Source organism: Streptomyces sp. V4I8 (genome assembly GCF_041261225.1).
Classification (GTDB): domain Bacteria; phylum Actinomycetota; class Actinomycetes; order Streptomycetales; family Streptomycetaceae; genus Streptomyces.
The window spans coordinates 2,352,843-2,372,706 of the sequence record NZ_JBGCCN010000001.1 but is presented as its reverse complement, the minus strand read 5'-3'; the positions used below and the strand labels follow the sequence as shown (position 1 = coordinate 2,372,706).

Annotated in this window: 19 protein-coding genes; 8 read left to right on the top strand and 11 right to left on the bottom strand. The window is 71.4% G+C overall.

The annotated features are described in order from the left end of the window. Positions 1 to 97: 97 nt before the first annotated feature. The gene (locus tag ABIE67_RS10725; protein ID WP_370256070.1) at positions 98 to 844 is read left to right on the top strand and encodes a hypothetical protein; all 747 of its coding nucleotides are present in this window, start codon (positions 98 to 100) and stop codon (positions 842 to 844) included. Here the strand turns inward: ABIE67_RS10725 and ABIE67_RS10720 are convergent. Both ABIE67_RS10720 and ABIE67_RS10715 read right to left on the bottom strand, forming a co-directional pair. Beyond that, entirely contained in the window at positions 790 to 1,518 is a 729-nt protein-coding gene (locus ABIE67_RS10720; RefSeq protein WP_370256069.1) for a 3-keto-5-aminohexanoate cleavage protein, read from the bottom strand. The two genes, ABIE67_RS10725 and ABIE67_RS10720, sit on opposite strands and share 55 nt — an antisense overlap. Positions 1,519 to 1,631: 113 nt before the next feature. Continuing rightward, entirely contained in the window at positions 1,632 to 2,237 is a 606-nt protein-coding gene (locus ABIE67_RS10715) for a hypothetical protein (protein WP_370256068.1), read from the bottom strand. A 231-nt stretch (positions 2,238 to 2,468) separates the two neighbouring features. Between ABIE67_RS10715 and ABIE67_RS10710 the strand changes: the two genes are divergently transcribed. After that, complete coding sequence (locus tag ABIE67_RS10710) at positions 2,469 to 5,258, top strand: penicillin acylase family protein (protein WP_370256067.1); 2,790 nt, start codon at positions 2,469 to 2,471, stop codon at positions 5,256 to 5,258. Between the two features lie 27 nt (positions 5,259 to 5,285). Here ABIE67_RS10710 and ABIE67_RS10705 read toward each other — a convergent pair whose 3' ends face one another. Together ABIE67_RS10705 and ABIE67_RS10700 are read right to left on the bottom strand one after the other, a co-directional pair. Then, positions 5,286 to 6,629, bottom strand: a complete 1,344-nt coding sequence (locus tag ABIE67_RS10705) for a serine-threonine protein kinase (protein ID WP_370256066.1) — start codon at positions 6,627 to 6,629, stop codon at positions 5,286 to 5,288. A 107-nt stretch (positions 6,630 to 6,736) separates the two neighbouring features. Further along, positions 6,737 to 7,969, bottom strand: a complete 1,233-nt coding sequence (locus ABIE67_RS10700) for an exo-beta-N-acetylmuramidase NamZ domain-containing protein (RefSeq protein WP_370256065.1) — start codon at positions 7,967 to 7,969, stop codon at positions 6,737 to 6,739. 184 nt (positions 7,970 to 8,153) lie between these two features. On the opposite strand from ABIE67_RS10700, the gene ABIE67_RS10695 reads away from it, so the two are divergent. From ABIE67_RS10695 to ABIE67_RS10685, 3 genes are all read left to right on the top strand, one after another. Beyond that, positions 8,154 to 8,927 (top strand): SDR family oxidoreductase, encoded by a 774-nt coding sequence (locus ABIE67_RS10695; RefSeq protein WP_370256064.1) that lies wholly within the window; start codon positions 8,154 to 8,156, stop codon positions 8,925 to 8,927. A 74-nt stretch (positions 8,928 to 9,001) separates the two neighbouring features. Beyond that, on the top strand, positions 9,002 to 10,624 hold the full coding sequence (locus ABIE67_RS10690; RefSeq protein ID WP_370268438.1) for a class I adenylate-forming enzyme family protein: 1,623 nt from the start codon (positions 9,002 to 9,004) through the stop codon (positions 10,622 to 10,624). Between the two features lie 48 nt (positions 10,625 to 10,672). Next, entirely contained in the window at positions 10,673 to 11,266 is a 594-nt protein-coding gene (locus ABIE67_RS10685; protein ID WP_370256063.1) for a TetR/AcrR family transcriptional regulator, read from the top strand. Between the two features lie 308 nt (positions 11,267 to 11,574). Here the strand turns inward: ABIE67_RS10685 and ABIE67_RS10680 are convergent, their stop codons facing one another. The 3 genes from ABIE67_RS10680 to ABIE67_RS10670 form a co-directional block, all read right to left on the bottom strand. Then, positions 11,575 to 12,789, bottom strand: a complete 1,215-nt coding sequence (locus ABIE67_RS10680) for an acyl-CoA dehydrogenase family protein (RefSeq protein WP_370256062.1) — start codon at positions 12,787 to 12,789, stop codon at positions 11,575 to 11,577. Between the two features lie 6 nt (positions 12,790 to 12,795). After that, complete coding sequence (locus ABIE67_RS10675) at positions 12,796 to 13,842, bottom strand: phosphotransferase family protein (RefSeq protein ID WP_370256061.1); 1,047 nt, start codon at positions 13,840 to 13,842, stop codon at positions 12,796 to 12,798. Positions 13,843 to 14,062: 220 nt separating this feature from the next. Further along, positions 14,063 to 14,359 carry a hypothetical protein gene (locus ABIE67_RS10670; RefSeq protein WP_370256060.1) on the bottom strand — a complete coding sequence of 99 codons (297 nt, stop codon included), beginning with the start codon at positions 14,357 to 14,359 and terminating at the stop codon, positions 14,063 to 14,065. 112 nt (positions 14,360 to 14,471) lie between these two features. On the opposite strand from ABIE67_RS10670, the gene ABIE67_RS10665 reads away from it, so the two are divergent. After that, the gene (locus ABIE67_RS10665; RefSeq protein WP_370256059.1) at positions 14,472 to 15,461 is read left to right on the top strand and encodes an NADP-dependent oxidoreductase; all 990 of its coding nucleotides are present in this window, start codon (positions 14,472 to 14,474) and stop codon (positions 15,459 to 15,461) included. Between the two features lie 120 nt (positions 15,462 to 15,581). On the opposite strand, the gene ABIE67_RS10660 is transcribed toward ABIE67_RS10665, so the two are convergent. Further along, positions 15,582 to 15,911, bottom strand: coding sequence for a DUF202 domain-containing protein (locus ABIE67_RS10660; RefSeq protein ID WP_370256058.1), 330 nt, complete (start codon positions 15,909 to 15,911; stop codon positions 15,582 to 15,584). Further along, positions 15,908 to 16,300 carry a YidH family protein gene (locus tag ABIE67_RS10655; RefSeq protein ID WP_370256057.1) on the bottom strand — a complete coding sequence of 131 codons (393 nt, stop codon included), beginning with the start codon at positions 16,298 to 16,300 and terminating at the stop codon, positions 15,908 to 15,910. The genes ABIE67_RS10660 and ABIE67_RS10655 overlap by 4 nt, the downstream gene beginning before the upstream one ends. Before the next feature lie 65 nt (positions 16,301 to 16,365). Between ABIE67_RS10655 and ABIE67_RS10650 the strand changes: the two genes are divergently transcribed. Next, a complete protein-coding gene (locus ABIE67_RS10650) occupies positions 16,366 to 17,160 on the top strand; it encodes a hypothetical protein (RefSeq protein WP_370256056.1) in 795 nt (264 codons plus the stop codon). On the opposite strand, the gene ABIE67_RS10645 is transcribed toward ABIE67_RS10650, so the two are convergent. Both ABIE67_RS10645 and ABIE67_RS10640 read right to left on the bottom strand, forming a co-directional pair. After that, a complete protein-coding gene (locus ABIE67_RS10645) occupies positions 17,136 to 17,657 on the bottom strand; it encodes an NUDIX hydrolase (RefSeq protein ID WP_370256055.1) in 522 nt (173 codons plus the stop codon). The two genes, ABIE67_RS10650 and ABIE67_RS10645, sit on opposite strands and share 25 nt — an antisense overlap. Positions 17,658 to 17,690: 33 nt before the next feature. Then, positions 17,691 to 18,587, bottom strand: coding sequence for a DMT family transporter (locus tag ABIE67_RS10640; RefSeq protein ID WP_370256054.1), 897 nt, complete (start codon positions 18,585 to 18,587; stop codon positions 17,691 to 17,693). Between the two features lie 321 nt (positions 18,588 to 18,908). Between ABIE67_RS10640 and ABIE67_RS10635 the strand changes: the two genes are divergently transcribed. Continuing rightward, positions 18,909 to 19,859: a hypothetical protein gene (locus ABIE67_RS10635; RefSeq protein ID WP_370268435.1), complete on the top strand. Its 951-nt coding sequence runs from the start codon at positions 18,909 to 18,911 to the stop codon at positions 19,857 to 19,859. Positions 19,860 to 19,864 lie beyond the last annotated feature (5 nt).

Here is a 19,864-nt window from a genome sequence, read left to right as displayed (position 1 = left end):
GGAAAGGGCTGGATCGAACGGTTTAGCGGCTGCTATCGTCGCGATCTTCGGCCGGCGGCCCGCCGCCGCGCACGGAGTCCTGACGGGACGAACTCCGATGTCCTCCCCCTCCGCATCCCTCCCCTCGCTCGACGCCGCCCTGGCGGACATGGACACGGTCTTCAACGGCTTCGCCAGTCCCACGGAGATCGGCTGTGAGCGGTGCTTTCACCCCGAAGAGACGGCGTATCTGCGGACGCCGTACACGTGGCTGCCCGCCGACCTGCTCCGCCGGTTCGTCTACAAGGTCCCCGGCCACTTCGAGGACCACGCCGCCGTGATGCGGCGCCTGCTGCCGCAGACGGCGCGGGCGATGGCCGACGGGAGCCTGGACGTGGCGTGGTGGGGGCACGGGCTGGCCCGCGTGAACTGGCGCTCCTGGCCGTCCCACCAGGCCGACGCCATCCAGGCCTTTCTGACCGCCTGGTGGCGGGAGGCCCTGGCGACCCCTCAGCCCCCGCATCCGATCACGGACATCTTCGCGAGCTGCTCCACGATCGCCGGGACAGTGACCCCCTTCCTCACCGACTGGATCCGGCATCCCGTTGCCGACGCACACCTCGTGTCCTGCGCACGCCTGTGGCTCACCGATCTCCTGTCCGATGACGCGCCGGTCAGCGACTGGTCCGACGAGAGCAAGGAGGCGGCCACCGCGGAGCTGTCGTCCTGGTTCGCCCGCGAGGCCCCGGGCCGCCTCCGCGCCCAGGGCGAGCCCGGCCTCGCGACGGAGGCCGAACTCCTCGCCCTGCCCTACGACGACCGCTGGTCCCACCCGTACTGGTACAAGCCCTCGGCCACCAACTGAGCGTTGGACCCGGCCCGTTCCCCGTCCGGCAGGACCAGCGTGTCCTCCAGGCCGATCCGGGTCGCGAGCCCCAGCCGCCCCGCCAGCCGCAGCACCGGCCAGGCGCCTCCGTCCTCCCCGTGCAGCAGCACCGGGCGGCCGAACGCCGGGCCCAGCTCGGCGAGCAGCGCACGCGCGGTCTCCTCGGCCGTCTCGGCGGAGGGGTCCGTCACCTCCGCCAGCACGCGCAGCACCCGCGGCCCCAGCGGCGAGGCGGCGAACCGTGCCGCCCCGTCCGTGCCGGACCAGATGCCGGCCTCGACGCCCACGCCGCGCTCGACCAGCGCCGCGGCCACGTCCTCGGCGCCCTCCTCGTGCCAGTTGACCGAGGCGTGGTCGGGCAGCACCGTCCAGCTCCGTATGCGTGCCACGCGGGCGGCGGGGTCCGGTTCCGCCCAGGCGCCCGTGGTCACTCCGACCGGCACCGACACCAGGGCTCGTATCGCCTCCAGCGTGGGCGCGAGTACGCGCGGCGACAGGCTGTCCCGGCCGCAGGGAGTCTTGGCGTGGACATGGATGTCCATGGCTCCGGCCGCGACGGCCTCGGCGGCGGCGTCGGCCAGCGCCTGCGGCGAGAGGGGGACCACCGCACCGTCGCCCGCCCCTCGGGACCCGTTCAGACACACCTGGATCATGTCTCGATGGTGCCGGCCGCCACTGACAACGGGGGCGAGAAGGCCCTCGGGCGCAAGGCGGCGAGCAGGCGCGGCAATAGGGGGTGCGGCATCCCCGGCGCACCCCCGTCGTACTAGGCGGACATGAGCAGTCGCCATTCGCGCCGCGACGCCGCCAGCGCTTCGGGCGTGAGAACCGGACGCGGTACCACGATCCCGCATTCCGTGCAGACCGGGCCCGACGACGGTTCATGGGCCAGGTCGTACTTGTAGACCAGCCGGTCCCCGCCGCACACCGGGCACTCGCAGCCCGGGTCCCGCTCCAGCGCGGAGATCAGCCGGCGCAGCACCTCGGCAAGTGGTTCGTCCGGGTGGACCCGGGGGTTGTCGCACCAGGCGACTCCGAAACCGCCCCAGGTCAGCCGGTGCCAGTCGTCCACGCTGCCCGGCCTGCGCAGTCCATCGTGCTTTTCCTTCTTGCGCCGCTCGGCGAACCCGACCTCATAGGCCAGCCAGACCGAACGCGCCTCCTCCAGCTCGTCCAACGCGGCCACGAGCCGCGCAGGATCGGGGGAGCGGTCCTCGGGACCGAACCCTGCCCGGGAGCACAAGTGGTCCCAGGTCGCCCTGTGCCCGTAAGGAGCGAACCGCTCAAGGCACTTACGCAGCGAGTAGCGCCGTAGCGCCAGATCGCACCGCGGATCGCGCACCTGTCTCGCCAGACTCCGGAAACCGGCCATCGCCCTGCACCTCCGTCACACCTGCACCTGTACTTCGGTCACTTCGGCGTCGCCGCACGGACTTCGCGCGACGTTGACGAATAGACGTATCGACATGCGATTCGGCTCCATCCGATTTCCGATGACCTCCATCGCGAGCCCTGTGACTCCCAAACGTGACGCATGTTCATCTTCAATCCCGGGGATACCGCCGGTAACATCCCGGCTCACCCTCGTCGGTAGGAGCGGCCAATGCCACGGCGTACCCCACGCAACGCCCTAGTCGGACTGAGAACTCCCGGCAGATTCCTCGGGTTCCTGAAGACCGCATCCGTATGCGTTCTGATTGCCGGTCTTTTGTCGCCGTTTTCCCCGGCGGCCGCCGCGTCCCCGGCCGCGGCGGCCGTCGCCGCGGACCACTGCGGGAACCAGTGCTCCGACATTCTTCCGCCTGGTCAGAACGGCAATGCCACCCTCGCCCAGATCCTGCTCAACCAGGCTTTCGGCACCATGCCCGACCACGCCTCGGACCAGCTGGGCCCCTACGCCGGTCTGGCCAAGGGCTACTCCACCCTCACCAACGCGACGATCAACAACTTCTTCAACGACGCCTCGTTCGGCGTTCCGTCCGATCAAGTCGCCTCCACCGTCAGTCCCGCCGGGCGCAGTGACGTGACGATCGTCCGTGACAAGAAGACGGGCGTCCCGCACATCACCGGTACCACCAGATACGGCACGGAGTTCGGCGCCGGCTATGCGGCCGCCCAGGACCGGCTGTGGCTCATGGACGTCTTCCGCCACGTCGGACGCGGCCAGCTCACCTCCTTCGCCGGTGGCGCACCCTCCAACCAGGGCCTGGAGCAGCAGTTCTGGCGCCACGCGCCCTACACCGAAGCCGATCTCCAGGCCCAGATCGACAACGCTGTCGCCACCAACGGCGAACGCGGACAGCTGGCCCTCGCCGACGCCAAGGCCTACCTCGACGGCATCAACGCCTACATCGACGCCTCCGACAGCGGCCGCTACTTCCCCGGCGAGTACGTCCTGACCGGCCACAAGGACTCCGTCACCAACGCCGGCACCATCGAGCACTTCAAGATCACCGACCTGGTCGCGCTGGGCTCCGTCATCGGCGCCCTGTTCGGCTCCGGGGGCGGCGGCGAGGTCAACAACGCGATCTCCCTGCTCGCCGCGCAGGAAAAGTACGGAGTCGCCGAGGGCACCAAGCTGTGGGAGTCGTTCCGCGAACGCAACGACCCCGAGGCGGTCGTCACCGTCCACGACAAGAGCTTCCCGTACGCCACCAAGCCCGCCGACCCCCAGGGCGAGGCCCTGCCCGACGCCGGTTCCGTGGCCGAGGAACAGCTGGTCCACGACCGTACGGGCAGCGCGGCCGGTTCGGCCGCGAGCGCCGCGTCGAGCACGGCGGCCAAGACCGCCATGACCTCGGCCAAGCGCGGCATGTCCAACGCCCTGGTGGTCGGCGGCGAGCACACCGCCAGCGGCCACCCGGTCGCCGTCTTCGGCCCGCAGACCGGCTACTTCGCACCCCAGCTGCTCCTGCTCCAGGAGATCCAGGGCCCGGGCATCAGCGCCCGCGGCGCCTCTTTCGCCGGCCTGAGCATGTACGTCGAGCTCGGCCGCGGCCAGGACTACTCCTGGAGCGCCACCACCTCCGGCCAGGACATCATCGACACCTACGCCGTCGAGCTGTGCCAGGACGACTACCACTACCTGTATCGCGGGACCTGCACCGCGATGGAGAAGGTCGAGCAGAAGAACGCCTGGAAGCCGACGACCGCCGACAGCACCGCCGAGGGCTCGTACACGATGCGGGTCTGGCGGACGAAGTACGGTCCCGTCACCCACCGCGCCACCGTCGGCGGCAAGAAGGTCGCCTACACCACCCTGCGCTCGTCCTATCTGCACGAGGCCGACTCGATCATCGGCTTCCAGATGCTGAACGACCCGGACTACGTCAAGGGCCCGGAGGACTTCCAGAAGGCGGTGCAGCACATCAACTACACCTTCAACTGGTTCTACGTCGACTCCGAGCACACCGCCTACTACAACAGCGGCGACAACCCGGTACGGGCGACCGGCGTCGACGCGGAGTTCCCGGTGTGGGCCCAGCAGGCGTACGAATGGCGGGGCTGGAACCCGACGACGAACACGGCCCAGTACACCCCGCCCTCGGCCCACCCCAACTCCATCGACCAGGACTACTACATCTCCTGGAACAACAAGCAGGCCAAGGACTACACGACCGCCCCCTGGGGCGACGGCTCCGTCCACCGCGGCAACCTGCTGGAGAACCGGGTGAGGAAGCTGGTCGACGCGGGCGGCGTGACCCGGGCCTCGCTGGTGAAGGCGATGGCCGACGCGGGCCTGGCCGACCTGCGGGCCGAGGACGTGCTGCCCGACCTGCTCAAGGTCGTGAACAGCTCCCCGGTGACCGACTCCACCGCCGCCGCGGCCGTGAGCAAGCTGCAGACATGGCTGACGGCGGGCGGCAGGCGCACCGAGACCTCGGCCGGTTCGAAGACGTACGCCAACGCCGACGCGATCCGCCTCCTGGACGCGTGGTGGCCGCTGCTGGTGAAGGCGGAGTTCGAACCGGGCCTCGGCAGCGAGCTGTACAGCGCGATGAGCGACAACCTGCCCATCGACGAGTCCCCGTCCGCCGCCCACGGCCCGACCGGCTCGCACGCCGGAAGCTCCTTCCAGTACGGCTGGTGGTCCTACGTCGACAAGGACATCCGGGCCGTGCTCGGTGAGTCGGTGCAGGGCCCGCTCGACCGCAAGTACTGCGGTGGCGGCAGCCTCAGCGCCTGCCGGGACCTCCTGATCAGCACCCTGAAGGAGGCGGCCGGCAAGACCGCGGCCCAGGTCTACCCGGGCGACGACCAGTGCTCGGCCGGCGACCAGTGGTGCGCCGACTCGATCGTCCAGCGCACGCTGGGCGGTATCAAGCACGGCAAGATCAGCTGGCAGAACCGGCCGACGTATCAGCAGGTCGTGGAGTTCACGTCCCACAGGTGACCGGTCGGGCGGACCAGAGGCGGCGGGTCAGTGGATTCGGCCCGCCGCCAGCACCACCCGCGCCAGCTCCCGGTGCACGATGTCGCTGTGCGCTCCCGCCGGCGGCCCGCCACGCCTGACGACCGCCGCCGCGTCGATGTTCACGCATCCCGAGGTGGGCAGCGTCGCCCCCAGCGCGTCCGCCAGCTCGAACGAACGGGTCCCCGGCACCGCCTGCACCCCGTCGTGCCCCATCGCACCCCACTTGGCACCCAGCATCCGGCCGACATCCGGGGCCGCGATCCCGCGCGCGTCCCCCGCCATCCGGGAGGCGAGCGGATACATGGTCGACAGGGCCGAGTCGTGCCGCGAGTAGCAGCACACCAGCGGTCCGTCGACCCGGTTCTGCTGCCCCTCCAGCACACCGCCCGCCCGCGCGTCGTGCGGCAGCCGGGACGCGAACGCGTAGTGCGAGAAGGCGCCTTGGAGCAGCGTCACGGACTTCACCGTGCGCACGCCCTTCGGCAGCCCGCGCAGCGCGAACGACACCAGCCGTGCGCCGAAGCTGTGCCCGACGAGATGCACCCGCACCTCCTGCGCCCGCTCGGCCAGCTGCCCGAGCACCCGGCCGAGCCCGCGCTCTCCGACCGTCCCCGCACGGCGCTTCATGGCGTAGTACGTCGCCTGCCGCAGCAGCTCGTGGGCGCCTTCCCAGGGGTTCGGCAACGAGAACGAGGCCGCACCGGTCGGAGTCCCGTCCGACGGTGTGCTGTCCGGCGCTTCGAGTTGCGCCAGCGCCCGCGCGAACTCCTCGCACAGGGCGGCGGTCGAGCCGGAGAACAGGTCCGGCGAGTCCTGCGGCACCCCCTCGCACAGCGTGTCCGCCGCGAAGAGCGCCTGCGGCCCTGGCGGGACGACGTCCACCAGCATCCGCACCAGCCGCCCGAACTCCTCCAACTCGGTTTCCTCACGCGGCTGCTGGTCCAGCATGCGCGCGATCTGGTCGATCACGGTCGCCCGTCCGGGAAACGTCTCCAGCAGCGCGTGCCGCGTGTCCTTGTCGAGCACCGGCCGACGGGGCATCTCGGCCGCCACGGCCCGCGGAAAGTCCGGGATCGGCTCGTCGGAGAACCGCATGGACGGCCAGACCACGCCCACGTACCCGATCCTCGCCGCCGGAGCGAGCTGCGGGATCGGCGCGAAGAAGCGGTCGTAGAGCCGCGTGGCTCCCGAGCGGTCGCTGTTCCAGCCGTGCGCGAAGACGATCAGATCACGGACGTGGTGCCGCGCCACCCCGGCCAGCAGCCGGTCCCGCCTCCGGGCGTCCGGATCCCCGTCCGCGTCGAAGGTCAGCTCCCAGTAGGGAGTCACGCTCACTGCCGGTTCCGCCATGACAGGCCCCCTCGTCCCCCGAAGCGGTGCGATACGGGCGCATCGTCCTGCTGCCGGGCGGGATTGGCCATACGTCGTCACCCATCAGAGGCACACGACGGGGGCGCTCATTTGTACAGCAGGTACTCCTCGCGCATCCGCCGGAACGCCGCAAGCTCCCGCTGCCAGCCCGCCACCACGTCGTCGGTGCCCGCGCCCGCGTCGATCATCGTGCGCACCTGGGTGGAGCCGGTGAGCTTGTCGATCCAGTTGTCGGGGCGCCAACCGAAGCCGCTCCAGGCCTTCTTGGCGGTCACCAGCAGGCCGATTCCGGTGCGGACGGGGTCGTAGGCGGCGCGGTCGTGGACATGGACCTGCACGCCGCCGATGGTCTTGCCCTGGAACTTCGAGAACGTGGGGGCGAAGTAGGCCTCCCTGAAGTGCACGCCGGGGAGGCGGAGTTCGCCCGCCGCCACCGCCCAGCGGCCGTCGATGCCCTCCGCGCCCAGCAGTTCGAAGGGGCGGGTGGTGCCGCGTCCCTCCGAGAGGTTCGTGCCCTCGAAGAGGCAGGTGCCCGAGTACACCAGGGCGGTGTCCGGCGTCGGCATGTTCGGGCTCGGTGGCACCCAGGGCAGGCCCGAGGCGTCGTAGAAGTCGGATCGCCGCCAGCCCGTCATCCGTACGGTCTCCAGCGGCACGGGGGCGGTGAGGAACTCCCCGTTGAACAGCCGCGCCAGCTCCGCGACCGTCATTCCGTGCGCCTGGGAGACCGGTTCCCGGCCGATGAAGGTGGCGAACTCCTTGTGCAGGACCGGGCCTTGGGCCGACCGTCCGGTCACCGGGTTCGGCCGGTCCAGTACGACGAAGCGCTTGCCGGCCAGCCGGGCCGCCTCCATGCAGTCGTAGAGGGTCCAGATGTAGGTGTAGAAGCGGGCGCCCACGTCCTGGATGTCGAAGACGATCGTGTCGACGCCGGAGGCCGTGAAGATGTCGGCGAGGGGCTGACCGCTCTTGAGGTACGTGTCGTAGACCGGCAGGCCGGTCGCCGGGTCGTCGTAGCGGCCTTCCGAGCCGCCTGCCTGGGCGGTGCCGCGGAAGCCGTGTTCCGGGCCGAAGACGGCCCGTAGGTTCACTCTGTCGTCGGCGTGCATGACGTCGACGACGTGGCGGACGTCGCGGGTGATGCCGGTGGGGTTGGTGACGATTCCCACCCGTTGGCCGTCGAGGGGTGCGTAGCCGTCGGCTCCGAGGCGCTCGAAGCCGGTGCGCAATCGTCTGTGGCGCTCGGACGCCGCCGCTGCCGAAGGGAGGGACGCTGCTGCCGTTGTCGCTGCGAGGAGAGCTCGTCTGGATAGGCGCATGGGGGGCACGGTATTGCTACCGCAGGTGGTGGGGAAGGTGCGGGCAGGATGTGGCTGGTCGCGCCCACGCGGCGGAGCCGCATATCGATACGGCCCCGCGCCCCTGGGGTGTTGCGGTCGCCCTTCCCAGCAACATACCGACCGGTTAGTCTGGCCGTCTGGAGAGCCGCGGTCGAAGGAGACGATGGTGGAAGCCGTTCAGGGTAGTGGTGTGGTCGTCACCGGAGCGGGAGGCGGTATCGGAGCCGCACTTGCCCGGCGCTTCGCCGCCGAAGGGGCGCGGGTCGTCGTGAATGACCTGGACGCCGGTAAGGCCGAGGCGGTCGCCGGTGAGATCGGGGGCGTCGCGGTCCCCGGTGACGCCTCCGCGATCGTCTCCGACGCCCGGGACGCGCTCGGCGGTACCGTCGACGTCTACTGCGCCAACGCCGGTGTCGCCTTCGGAGGCGAGGATCCGGGGCAGCCGCTCGACGAGAAGTCCTGGGCGGTGTCCTGGGACGTCAACGTCATGGCACACGTGCGTGCCGCCCACGCCCTGCTCCCCGGCTGGCTGGAGCGCGGCAGTGGGCGGTTCGTCTCCACCGTCTCCGCCGCCGGACTGCTCACCATGATCGGCGCCGCGCCCTACGCGGTCACCAAGCACGGCGCCCTCGCCTTCGCCGAGTACCTGTCGCTGACGTACCGGCACCGGGGAGTCAAGGTCCACGCCATCTGCCCCCAGGGCGTGCGCACCGACATGCTGGACGCCACCGGCACCGCGGGGGACCTGGTGCTGAAGCCCACCGCCATCGCGCCGGAGGACGTGGTGGACGCCCTGTTCAAGGGCATGGCGGAGGATCGCTTCCTGATCCTGCCGCACCCCGAGGTCGCCGGGTACTACCAGGCGCGGGCCGCCGAGCCCGACCGCTGGCTGGCCGGCATGAACCATCTCCAGCAGAAGTGGGAGGTGAACCGGTGACCGACGCCTCCGCCTCCCTCCCCCACTCTCGGCTTCGCTCGAGCGGGGGGACCCCCAGCGCGGCCAAGCCCTGGCTGGCCCTGCTCAGCGATGCCCAGCGGGCCCCGGTGGACCCGGCCCACACCCTCGTGCACGCCCTGCGCCGGGTGATCGCCGAGACCCCGGAGCGCACCTGCCTCGCCTACTTCGACGGCCGCCTGACCTACCGCGAGGTCGACGAGCTCAGCGACTCCGTCGCCGGGCACCTCGCCGCCCGTGGCCTGGAGCGCGGCGACCGGGTGGCGATCCTGCTGCAGAACTCCCCGCACTTCGTGCTCGCCCTGCTGGGCGCCTGGAAGGCGGGGGCGGTCGTCGTGCCCGTCAACCCGATGTACAAGTCGGGGGAGGTCGGTCATGTCCTCCAGGACGGTGAGGTGGCCGCGCTGATCTGCTCCGACCGGGCCTGGGAGGCGTATCTGCGCGAGACGGCGGCCGACTCGCCGGTGCGGATCGTGCTCACCGGGTGCGAGTTGGATTTCCAGACGCGCGACGACGCGCGCGTGCTGACCTTCGAACGGCTGCCGCAGGCCGAGGACGCCGATGACCTGACGGCCGTAGCGGGCGCCGCCCACAAGGCACCGGAGGGCCGCGACCCAGGCCCGTCCGACATCGCCCTGATCAGCTACACGTCGGGCACCAGCGGTACCCCCAAGGGCGCCACCAACACGCACGGCAACATCATGTACAACGCCGAGCGGCAGCGGACCGGCCTGGAACTGCCCGACCCGCCCGTTTACTTCGCGCTGGCGCCGCTGTTCCACATCACCGGGATGGTCGCCCAGCTCGCCTCCTGTCTCAACAGCGCGGGCGTGCTCGTACTGGCGTACCGCTTCGAGGCGGGGGTGGTGCTCGACGCGTTCGCCGAGCACGGGCCGCACTACACCGTCGGCCCGTCGACCGCCTTCATGGCGCTGGCCGCCCACCCGGACGTCACCCGCGACCACTTCGCCTCCTTCCGGATGATCTCCTCCGGTGGCGCCCCGCTGCCGCCCGCCCTGGTGGAGAAGTTCCGGGCCGGCTTCGGGCCGTACATCCGCAACGGCTACGGCCTCACCGAGTGCACCGCCCCCTGCGCCTCCGTCCCGCCCGGTCTGGAGGCCCCCGTCGACCCGGTCTCCGGGACGCTCGCCGTGGGCCTGCCGGGCGCCGAGACGGTCGTACGGATCGTCGACGACCAGGGCCAGGAGGTCCCGTTCGGTGAACAGGGCGAGATCCTCGTCCGCGGCCCGCAGGTCGTCCCCGGCTACTGGCGGCGCCCCGACGCCACCGCCGAGACCTTCCCCGACGGCGAGCTGCGCACCGGGGACATCGGCTTCATGGACGCCGAGGGCTGGCTGTACGTCGTCGACCGCAAGAAGGACATGATCAACGCGTCCGGCTTCAAGGTCTGGCCGCGCGAGGTCGAGGACGTGCTCTACACCCACCCGGCGGTGCGCGAGGCCGCCGTCGTGGGGGTGCCCGACGGGTACCGCGGGGAGACCGTCAAGGCGTACATCAGCCTCCGTCCGGGTGCCGATGCCGACCCCGACGCACTCGCCGCGTACTGCAGGGAGAGACTGGCCGCCTACAAATATCCGCGTCAGGTGGAGATCCTGCCCGACCTGCCGAAGACGGCAAGTGGGAAGATCCTCCGACGGGAGCTTCGTTCCCGCGCGTAAGACGGCTGTACAGCCTGTGGACATCTCGGAAGGGCAGGTGGCGGCACAGTGGCCAGGACGACGGACGGAGACGGTACGCCCGTCCCCCAGCGGCTGCTCGCCGCCGCCACCCGGCTCTTCGCCGAGCGGGGCTACGACCGCACCTCGGTGCAGGAGATCGTGGAGGCGGCCGGCGTCACCAAGGGGGCGCTGTACCACTACTTCGGCTCCAAGGACGACCTCCTGCACGAGGTGTACGCGCGCGTGCTGCGCGTTCAGCAGGAGCGGCTCGACGCGTTCGCGAACGCCGACGAGCCGATCGAGACGCGGTTGCGGGGCGCGGCGGCGGACGTGGTCGTCACGACGATCGAGAACCTCGACGACGCGATGATCTTCTTCCGCTCCATGCATCACCTGAGCCCGGAGAAGCACAAGCAGGTGCGTGCCGAGCGCCGGCGCTACCACGAGCGCTTCCGTGCGCTCGTCGAGGAGGGGCAGGAGGCGGGCGTCTTCTCCAAGGCGACCCCGGCGGACCTGGTGGTGGACTACCACTTCGGGTCCGTCCACCATCTCTCGACCTGGTACCGCCCGGACGGCCCGATGACCCCGCAGGAAGTCGCCGACCACCTCGCCGACCTGCTGCTGCGAGCCCTACGCCCCTGATCGCACGGGGACGTCCCTCGCCCCCGCCGCCCCTACCCGTCCCATCCTTCTGGGGCTCCGCCCCAGACCCCGCTCCTCAAACGCCGGAGGGGCTGGATGTTCAGCCCGCCCGGCGTTCGACGACAAGGCCACCACCATCCCGAACCCCCGCCCACCGCAGGGGCTTCGCCGGCCCAGGCATCTTCAGCCCGTCCGGCGTTTGAGGACGAGGCCCGGAGGGCCGAAAGCGGAGGTCTGGGGGGCGGCAGCCCCCAGGGATGGGACGGGTAGGGGCGGCGGGGGCGAGACTCCCCTCCCGCCCCCGGCGGTCACACGTACTTCTTAAGCTCCCGCCGCGCCAGCGACCGCTGATGCACCTCGTCCGGACCGTCCGCGATCATCAGCGTCCGCGCCCCGGCGTACAGCTCGGCGAGCGGGAAGTCCTGGCTCACACCCCCCGCACCGTGCACCTGGATCGCCCGGTCGATGATGTCGACGACCGCACGCGGCGTCGCGATCTTGATGGCCTGGATCTCGGTGTGGGCACCCTTGTTGCCGACGGTGTCCATCAGCCAGGCCGTCTTCAGGACCAGCAGCCGCAGCTGCTCGACCGTCACGCGCGCGTCGGCGATCCAGTTGTGCACCACCCCCTGCTGGGCCAGTGCCTTGCCGAACGCCGTACGGGACGCGGCCCGGCGGCACATCAGCTCGATCGCCCGCTCGGCCATGCCGATCAGCCGCATGCAGTGGTGGATACGGCCAGGGCCGAGCCGCGCCTGGGCGATGGCGAAGCCGCCGCCCTCCTCGCCGATCAGGTTCGACACCGGCACGCGCGCGTGGTCGAAGATCACCTCGGCGTGTCCGCCGTGGTAGTGGTCCTCGTAGCCGAAGACCTGCATAGCGCGCTTGACCGTCACGCCGGGGGTGTCGCGGGGGACCAGGATCATGGACTGCTGGCGGCGGATGTCGTCGCCGTCCGGGTCCGTCTTGCCCATCACGATGAAGATCTTGCAGTCCGGGTTCATCGCCCCGGAGATGTACCACTTACGGCCCGTGATGAGGTACTCGTCGCCGTCCCGCTCGATCAGCGTGGTGATGTTGGTGGCGTCGGACGAGGCCACCTCCGGCTCGGTCATCGCGAACGCCGAACGGATCTCACCGGCCAGCAACGGCTCCAGCCACTGCTTCTTCTGCTGCTCGTCGGCGAACTGGGACAGCACCTCCATGTTCCCGGTGTCGGGCGCCGCGCAGTTCGTCGCGGTGGGCGCCAACTGCGGGGAGCGGCCGGTGATTTCCGCGAGCGGGGCGTACTGGAGGTTGGTGAGGCCGGCGCCGTACTCGGCGTCGGGAAGGAAGAGGTTCCACAGGCCCTGCCTGCGTGCCTCGGCCTTCAGCTCCTCGACCACGGCCGGGGTGTCCCACGGGGACGCCAGCGCGGCCCGCTGCTCCTCCGCCACCGCTTCCGCCGGATAGACGTACTCGTCCATGAAGGCGAGCAGCTTGGCGCGCAGTTCCTCGGTGCGCGCGTCGAACGCGAAGTCCATGGCGGATCAGCCTTCCTGAAGGGTGGTGAGGCCGTGCTGGATGAAGACGGGGACCAGGTCGCCGATGCGGTCGAAGCCGCGGCCGACCGTCTGGCCCAGCGTGTAGCGGTAGTGGATGCCCTCCAGGATCACGGCGAGCTTGAACCAGGCGAACGCCGTGTACCAGGAGACCGCGGAGACGTCGCGCCCCGAGCGAGCGGCGTACCGCTCGATCAGTTCGGCCGGTTCCGGGTGTCCCGGGGCCTCGGCCGTGGTGGAGACGGGGGAGTCGGGCATGCCCAGCGGCATGCTGTACATCACCAGCAGGCCCAGGTCGGTCAGCGGATCGCCGAGCGTGGACATCTCCCAGTCGAGGATCGCCTTGATCGTGTCGACACCCTTTTCCGGCCCGTTCGCCACGGGGCCGATCAGGACGTTGTCGAGCCGGTAGTCGCCGTGCACCACGGTCGCGATGGGGGAGGCGGGCAGCCGGCGGCCGAGCGTCGCGTGCAGCTCGTCGATCCCGGCCAGCTCGCGGTTGCGGGAGGCGTCCAGCTGCTTGCCCCAGCGGCGCAGCTGCCGGTCAAGGAAGCCCTCGGGCCGGCCGAAGTCGTCCAGGCCCACCGACGCCGGTTCCACCGCGTGCAGTTCGACGAGGGTGTCCACCAGGGACAGCGCCGCGCCCCGGGTGCGCTCGGGGCCGAGCGGGGCGAGCTGGTCGGCGGTGCGGTACGGGGTGCCCTCGACGAACTCCATGACGTAGAACGGCGCCCCGAGCACCTCCTCGTCCTCGCACAGCAGCACCGGACGGGGCACCGGTACGTCCGTCGGGTGCAGCGCGCTGATGACCCGGTGCTCGCGCTTCATGTCGTGCGCGGTGGCGAGGACATGGCCGAGCGGGGGACGTCGTACGACCCACTTCGAGGTACCGTCGGAGACCGCGTAGGTGAGGTTCGACCGTCCGCCCTCGATCAGCCGGCCGGTCAGCGGGCCCTGTGCCAGACCGGGGTGCTCGCGCTCGAGCAGGCCGCGCAGCCGGTCGAGATCGAGACCGGGCGGATGGTCGGGGCTCATACATCGCTCCTACAGGCAGGTGAACCAGACCTGACTCATGATGCCGACCAGTCGGTATGTAGTCCAGTAGGGGAGCCGAACGTGATCGGGGCCACGATAGGCCGACAGCTCCCCGCGCGGAGCGTCGGGGAGCTGTCGGTGGTGTCTTCTCGGCCAGTGCGCCGGGGAGGGGGGAGCCTCGCGGTGGGGTCGCGGGGGTCTCAACCCGGCCCTGTCGGGCTCAGTGGTCGTCCCAGTGGCCGTCGTGGGACGCGTGCCGGTGGCCGTCGTGGAGGTAGTCGACGTGGTCGCCGTGCAGGACGCTCTCGTGTCCGCAGTCCGCGCCGTGCTGATGGGTGTGGTCGTCGTGTGCGGTGTGCCCGTTCGCCTCGCACTCGTCCCAGTGGCCGCCGTGCTCGCGGTGGAGGTGACCGTCGTGCGCGTAGTCGGTGTGGTCGCCGTGCGGTACCGCGGTGTGCCCGCAGTCCGGACCGTGAGTGTGCGTGTGGGAGGGGTGTTCCACGTGCAGGGTGGTCATGGTGCTCACCTTCGAAGGTGCGGGTTGTGACGTCGGACAGGCTGCCACGCGAACGCCGCATATCGGGTTATTCGGCTTGCGTGGCGCCCTGTCACCCCGGAGGGTCGAACCCATGAAGGGCATCAGCTACACACGCTACGGCGGGCCCGAGGTGCTCGCATACGGAGAGGTACGCGACCCGCGCGTCGGCCCCGACTCCGTGCTGGTCAAGGTGCGGGCGGCGGCCGTCAACCCGGTCGACTGGAAGTGCCGCGAGGGCCATATGGACCGGATGCTCGAACCGGCCTTCCCGGTGGTCCCGGGCTGGGACGTCTCCGGGGTCGTGGTCCAACCGGGCGTGTCCGTCACGGAGTTCGGCGTGGGCGACGAGGTCATCGGCTACGTACGCGAGGACCTCCTCTCCCACGGCACCTTCGCCGAGTACGTCGCCGCCCCCCTGCGCACCCTCGCGCGCAAGCCCCGCAACCTCACCTGGGAGGAGGCGGCCGGGCTGCCCCTGGTCGGGCTGACGGCGTATCAGGTGCTGACCAGGATCCTCCAGGTGAGACGCGGCGAGACCGTCCTCGTGCACGCCGCGGCCGGCGGCGTGGGCTCCATCGCCGTCCAGCTCGCCCGTCATCTGGGCGCCCGGGTGATCGGTACGGCGAGCCCGCACAACCACGACTTCGTACGCGGCCTCGGCGGCGAACCCGTCGAGTACGGCGACGGCCTGACCGAACGGGTGCGGGGGCTCGCGCCCGAGGGTGTGGACGCCGCGTTCGACACGGTCGGCGGGGCCGCGCTGAAGGCCTCGGCCAACCTCCTCGCCCCCGAGGGCCGCCTGGTGTCGATCGCCGACCCGGACGTCTTCGACTACGGAGGCCGCTACTACTTCGTCCGCCCCGACGCGGCGGACCTGCTGCGGCTGTCCGAGCTGGCGGAGGAGGGCGTGGTGTCCGTGCATGTCTCGCAGACGTTCCCGCTGGAGCGGGCGGCGGACGCCCACCGGCTGAACCAGGAGGGCCGCACCCGCGGCAAGATCGTGGTGACCGTGGACTGGGAGACGGAGGAGGAGCCGGTGGCACCGGAAGGGCTGTGGCAGGAGCCGGACCAGGCCCCCTAGGGCGTGTTGCGAAAGTCCCGTCTGCCGGGCGACGCCTGGCACGTGCTCTCGCCGCCGCGGGGCCCGCCCTCCGGGCGGACGACGGGACTTTCGCAACACGCCCTGGCTCCTCGAACGGCCTCAGAGGACGAGGGCGGCGCCGCACACGGCCAGGGCCACGGTGAACAGGACCGTGGCCGTAGCGGTCCGGGGAGCCAGCGCCGAGGGTTCGGCCGACGCGGCCAGGACGCGGATGCGGCGGTGGGCGAGGGCCAGGAAGCCCAGCCACAGCCCGCAGCACAGGGCGCAGACGACGATCCCGACCACCGAGACGCCGCCGTGCAGCGCGGCCTTCATGGCGAGTACGGCGGCCACGGCCCCGGACAGTGTCGTACGGCGCCACGCCAGGCGCGTCCGCTCGGGCTGCAGCCCCGGGTCCCGCACCGGCTCCGCGGCCGCCCCGGCGCTCACCCCTCCCACCCGACGAGTACGACGACGACCATCGCGACGGCGACGACGGCGACCACGAGGCTCAGCACCGCCGGGAACCTCGACACCGGCAGATCCTCGCCGCGGCGCATGGCCCGCTCGCAGCGCACCCAGTGATTGACCGCGCGCAGCGAACACAGCACGCCCGCCGCGAGCAGCGCCAGCGCCAGCCCGACCCGCCACCCCCAGCGCAGGTCCGGCAGGAACTGGTCCACCGCGAAGCCGCCGCCGATGAGCGCGAGCGCGGTACGCAGCCAGGCCAGGAAGGTGCGCTCGTTGGCCAGCGAGAACCGGTAGTCGGGGGTGCCGCCCTCCTGCCGGATCTCCTGCGGCGCGAACCACAGCCGGGCGTTTCGTACGAACTCGATCACATGCCCGACCCTATCCGGGCGGCCGTCAGGGGGCGCTGTCAGTGCCGCCCGCTACGGTTCGGGGCATGGATGTTCCCACGTCACTGGCCGGGTACGCGATGCCCGGGCACGCCATCGCGCCCGCCGAGCACCTGCTGCGGCTGCCCGGGTTCTGGCCGGCGTTCTACCTCCCGGTCTGGGACGAGTTCGCGGAGGAGCCGGAACCCTTCGGCGCCGACTCGGCGGACGTCGACGAGGCGATCTCGGCGCTGCACGGGGCGGAGCAGGTCTGGCCGGCGTTCCGCATACCCCTGGCGGGCGGGCACACGCTGTGGATCGTCCACCGGAACTTCCCGGACGAAGCCGGTACGGACTACCTGATCACCCACCCCGACTGGGACCGGCACGCCTACCTGGCATCACTCGAGGGGCACTACAGCGGCCCGGGACTGTCCTGGCCCGAGCTGCTCGCCGTGGCCGAGTCCGCTCCGGCCGGCGCGGAGGGCGTCGTGGATCCCGGGCTGAGGCTGCTCCTGCTGCTGCCCGCCTTCGGTGACGCGGACGTGCCCGAGGCGGCGGCGGTGGCTCGGATATCCGGCGCGCTCAGGGCGGTGGGGGTGGCCGAGGACCCGGCGTCCGACGTGGCGGAGCGGCTCCTGGACCACCAGTTCTGGGACGGGCCCACCTGGGCGGTGCGGGGGCGCAGCCCGCTCAGCGGAGCCACGGCCGAGCCGGGCGGCCCGTTGGCGCTGTGCGACGGGCGGTACAGCCCGCGTACCGTGCCGGCCGGGCTGGGCATCACCGCCGACCAGGAGCGGGCGCTCGCGGACGCGCTGGCGGGTGGCCCGCGGGTGGATCAGCCGGCTGCCGCCGCCCGGTAGGCCCTGAGCCGCTCGTACGCCGCCAGCCCGTCCGGCACCCACGCCCACTCGGTCAGCCGCCGCTCGACCTCGGCCTCCGGCAGGAAGTCGTGCCAGGCGACCTCCTCCACCTGCGGGCTCACCGGCAGCTCGCAGCGCACCTCGTACACCGCCGACCACCAGGTCTGCCCGGCTCCGTCGTCGTAGAGGAACTTGAAGAGGTAGGAGGGACGCGGCAGGCCGCTCACGCCGAGTTCCTCCTCGGCCTCGCGCAGGGCGGCGTCCTCGTACGACTCGCCCGCGCCGACCACCCCGCCGACGAACATGTCGTAGCGCGAGGGGAACACCAGCTTCGTCGGGGTGCGGCGATGGACGAAGAGGCGGCCGCGCGCGTCCCGGGCCTCGATGAAGACACAGCGGTGGCGCAGTCCCTTGGCGTAGGCCTCGCCGCGCGGCGACTGCCCGACGACCCGGTCCTGCTCGTCGACGATGTCGAGGATCTCGTCAGCGGCGCTCATGGGGGCCATCCAACCAGGGCGGCACCCGTGCGGTCAGCTCGTCGCCACCGCGGCCGCGGCCCGCTTCGGCTGGACCGCCCCGCACGGCATCGCGGAATGCGTCCCGAGCATGATGATGCCCACCACGATCCCGGCGAGCCCCGCGGCCTCCCACGCCAGCGCGCCCGAGTCGGCGCGCAGCCGGTCGCCGAGGAATCCGACGCCGCAGAGGATGCCGGCCAGCGGCTGGGCCGCGGTCAGGGCGGGCAGGGACATCCGCAGGGACGCCGTCTCGAACGCGCTCTGGACGAGGATCAGCCCGGTGAGGCCTAGCGCCACGACGGCGTACGGCTGCCAGCTGGTGAGGATCTCGGCCATGCCGCCCTCGGCGAAACGCTGGCCGGTCACCCGGGTCAGGGCGTCCTGGACGCCGTACAGCAGACCGGCGGCCGTGGCCAGCAGGGCGGGGCCCGAGCTGAGCCGCGAGCGCTTGGCGTACGCCGTCAGCAGCAGGGCCACCCCGACCATGACGCCGATGATCAGCCACTGCCGGAAGGGACCGCTGGGCGCCGTCCCGCCATGTGGCTGGCCGGCGACGATGAACGCCGTCACGCCGCCCGCGAGCAGGGCGAGACCCGTCCAGCCCTGGCGGCCCAGTGGCTGCTTGGTCTGGCGCCGGGAGAGCGCGAGCGCGAACAGCAGGTTGGTCGCCAGCAACGGCTCCACCAGCGAGATCTCACCCTGGCCCAGCGCCATCGCGCCGAGGGCCATACCGACCACCATGAGCCCGATGCCGCCCAGCCAGCGGGGCACCTTCATCAGGTCGAGGAGGATCCGGGGGGAGAGGAAGTCGCTCAGCGGCGCCTTTTGTGCCGCGTTCTGCTGCAGTACGAAGCCGAAGCCCAGACAGCACGCAGCGCTGACGGCGAGTATCAGAATCTGTAGCGACACGCTGCGTACCTCGATCATCCTGCCGGGCGGACGGGGTGCGTAAGGGCCGACTGTAGCGGCCTTAGGCCCGGCGTGCGCGTCCCACAATCCTGCGGTGCCCGCGGCGACGACGCTATGACGCACGCCACACCAATCGAACAAATCCGACATTGCGGGCGGGTGGCTTGCCACAACTGCCCCACCAGTCACGTCGGTTGACGCGTGTAACGCGTCGGCGGCCCTTGACGCGAACCATTGGCTGCGGATTTGCTGTGAGTGATCGGTTGATGACAGTCCACATCCATGACAGTCCACATTCACTCCGCGACAGAACCCAAGACGGTGCCCCCACCTCCGCCACCCCTCGGCCGCGGCCGGAAGCGCGCAGCCCACGCCTTCGACGCGGCCCTCGACGACGCCGAGCTCGCCGCTGCCCGTGCCGCGCTGGCCCGGGGCAGATGGCAGACGGCCCGCTCGCTGCTCGCCCGGACCGGCGACGACTGGGACCGCAGAGGGCACCGCGTCACCGTCCTCGCCGAGGAGCCGTACTGCGCCCCCTGGACCCGCGAGTGGCTGCTCGCCGAACCCGACTCCGCCGACGCCGCCGTCCTGCTCGCCCACGCCACGGTCCGGCGCGCCTTGCGGGGCAAGGAGAAACCGGTCCGCGCCCGCGAGTCCTGCCACACCGCCGCCGCGCTCGCGCCCGCCGACCCCACCCCCTGGCTCGGCCTGCTCCTGCTGGAGAGCGCCCTCGGCGCCGAGGAGGAGGTGCGGCGCCACTTCGCCGAGGTCCGCGCCCGCTGCGCCGACCACCACCACGCCCACCACGTGATGGTCGCCCGGCTCGCCGAGCGCCGCACCGGCTCCGGCTCCGACCCGCTCCACGAGGTCTACGACTTCGCCAACGAGGCCGCCGAGCACGCCCCCGCCGACTCCCCGCTCGCCATCCTCCCGGTCGTCGCCCACGCCGAGCGCTACCGCGTCCTCGCGGGGGCCGGACACGAGCAGCGCGACGCGGCCACCTCCGGGTGCTGGACCGGCCGCCGGGCCCGGCAGGTGATGCGGGCCGCCTTCGACTGGTGGCTGGAGTGGGAGCAGGAGGGCCACCCGCGCCGGCTGATCGACCTGAACTACCTCGCCCACGCCAAGGTCTGCGAGGGCCGGGACGCCGAGGCCGCCGCCCTGTTCCACCGCATCGGCGAGCACGCCACCCCCACCCCGTGGTCGTACCCGGACCGCGATCCGTATCCCGCCTTCCGCGCCGCACGCGACACCGCGCTCGGCACGGCGTAACGCCC

Excerpts from the sequence above, each read along its gene's own strand:
- ABIE67_RS10720 (WP_370256069.1), bottom strand. The coding sequence starts at position 1,518 with ATGATCCAGGTGTGTCTGAACGGGTCCCGAGGGGCGGGCGACGGTGCG.
- ABIE67_RS10700 (WP_370256065.1), bottom strand. The coding sequence starts at position 7,969 with ATGCGCCTATCCAGACGAGCTCTCCTCGCAGCGACAACGGCAGCAGCG.
- ABIE67_RS10715 (WP_370256068.1), bottom strand. The coding sequence starts at position 2,237 with ATGGCCGGTTTCCGGAGTCTGGCGAGACAGGTGCGCGATCCGCGGTGC.
- ABIE67_RS10665 (WP_370256059.1), top strand. The coding sequence starts at position 14,472 with ATGAAGGGCATCAGCTACACACGCTACGGCGGGCCCGAGGTGCTCGCA.
- ABIE67_RS10670 (WP_370256060.1), bottom strand. The coding sequence starts at position 14,359 with ATGACCACCCTGCACGTGGAACACCCCTCCCACACGCACACTCACGGT.
- ABIE67_RS10680 (WP_370256062.1), bottom strand. The coding sequence starts at position 12,789 with ATGGACTTCGCGTTCGACGCGCGCACCGAGGAACTGCGCGCCAAGCTG.
- ABIE67_RS10705 (WP_370256066.1), bottom strand. The coding sequence starts at position 6,629 with ATGGCGGAACCGGCAGTGAGCGTGACTCCCTACTGGGAGCTGACCTTC.
- ABIE67_RS10695 (WP_370256064.1), top strand. The coding sequence starts at position 8,154 with ATGGTGGAAGCCGTTCAGGGTAGTGGTGTGGTCGTCACCGGAGCGGGA.
- ABIE67_RS10645 (WP_370256055.1), bottom strand. The coding sequence starts at position 17,657 with ATGAGCGCCGCTGACGAGATCCTCGACATCGTCGACGAGCAGGACCGG.
- ABIE67_RS10710 (WP_370256067.1), top strand. The coding sequence starts at position 2,469 with ATGCCACGGCGTACCCCACGCAACGCCCTAGTCGGACTGAGAACTCCC.
- ABIE67_RS10725 (WP_370256070.1), top strand. The coding sequence starts at position 98 with ATGTCCTCCCCCTCCGCATCCCTCCCCTCGCTCGACGCCGCCCTGGCG.
- ABIE67_RS10650 (WP_370256056.1), top strand. The coding sequence starts at position 16,366 with ATGGATGTTCCCACGTCACTGGCCGGGTACGCGATGCCCGGGCACGCC.
- ABIE67_RS10675 (WP_370256061.1), bottom strand. The coding sequence starts at position 13,842 with ATGAGCCCCGACCATCCGCCCGGTCTCGATCTCGACCGGCTGCGCGGC.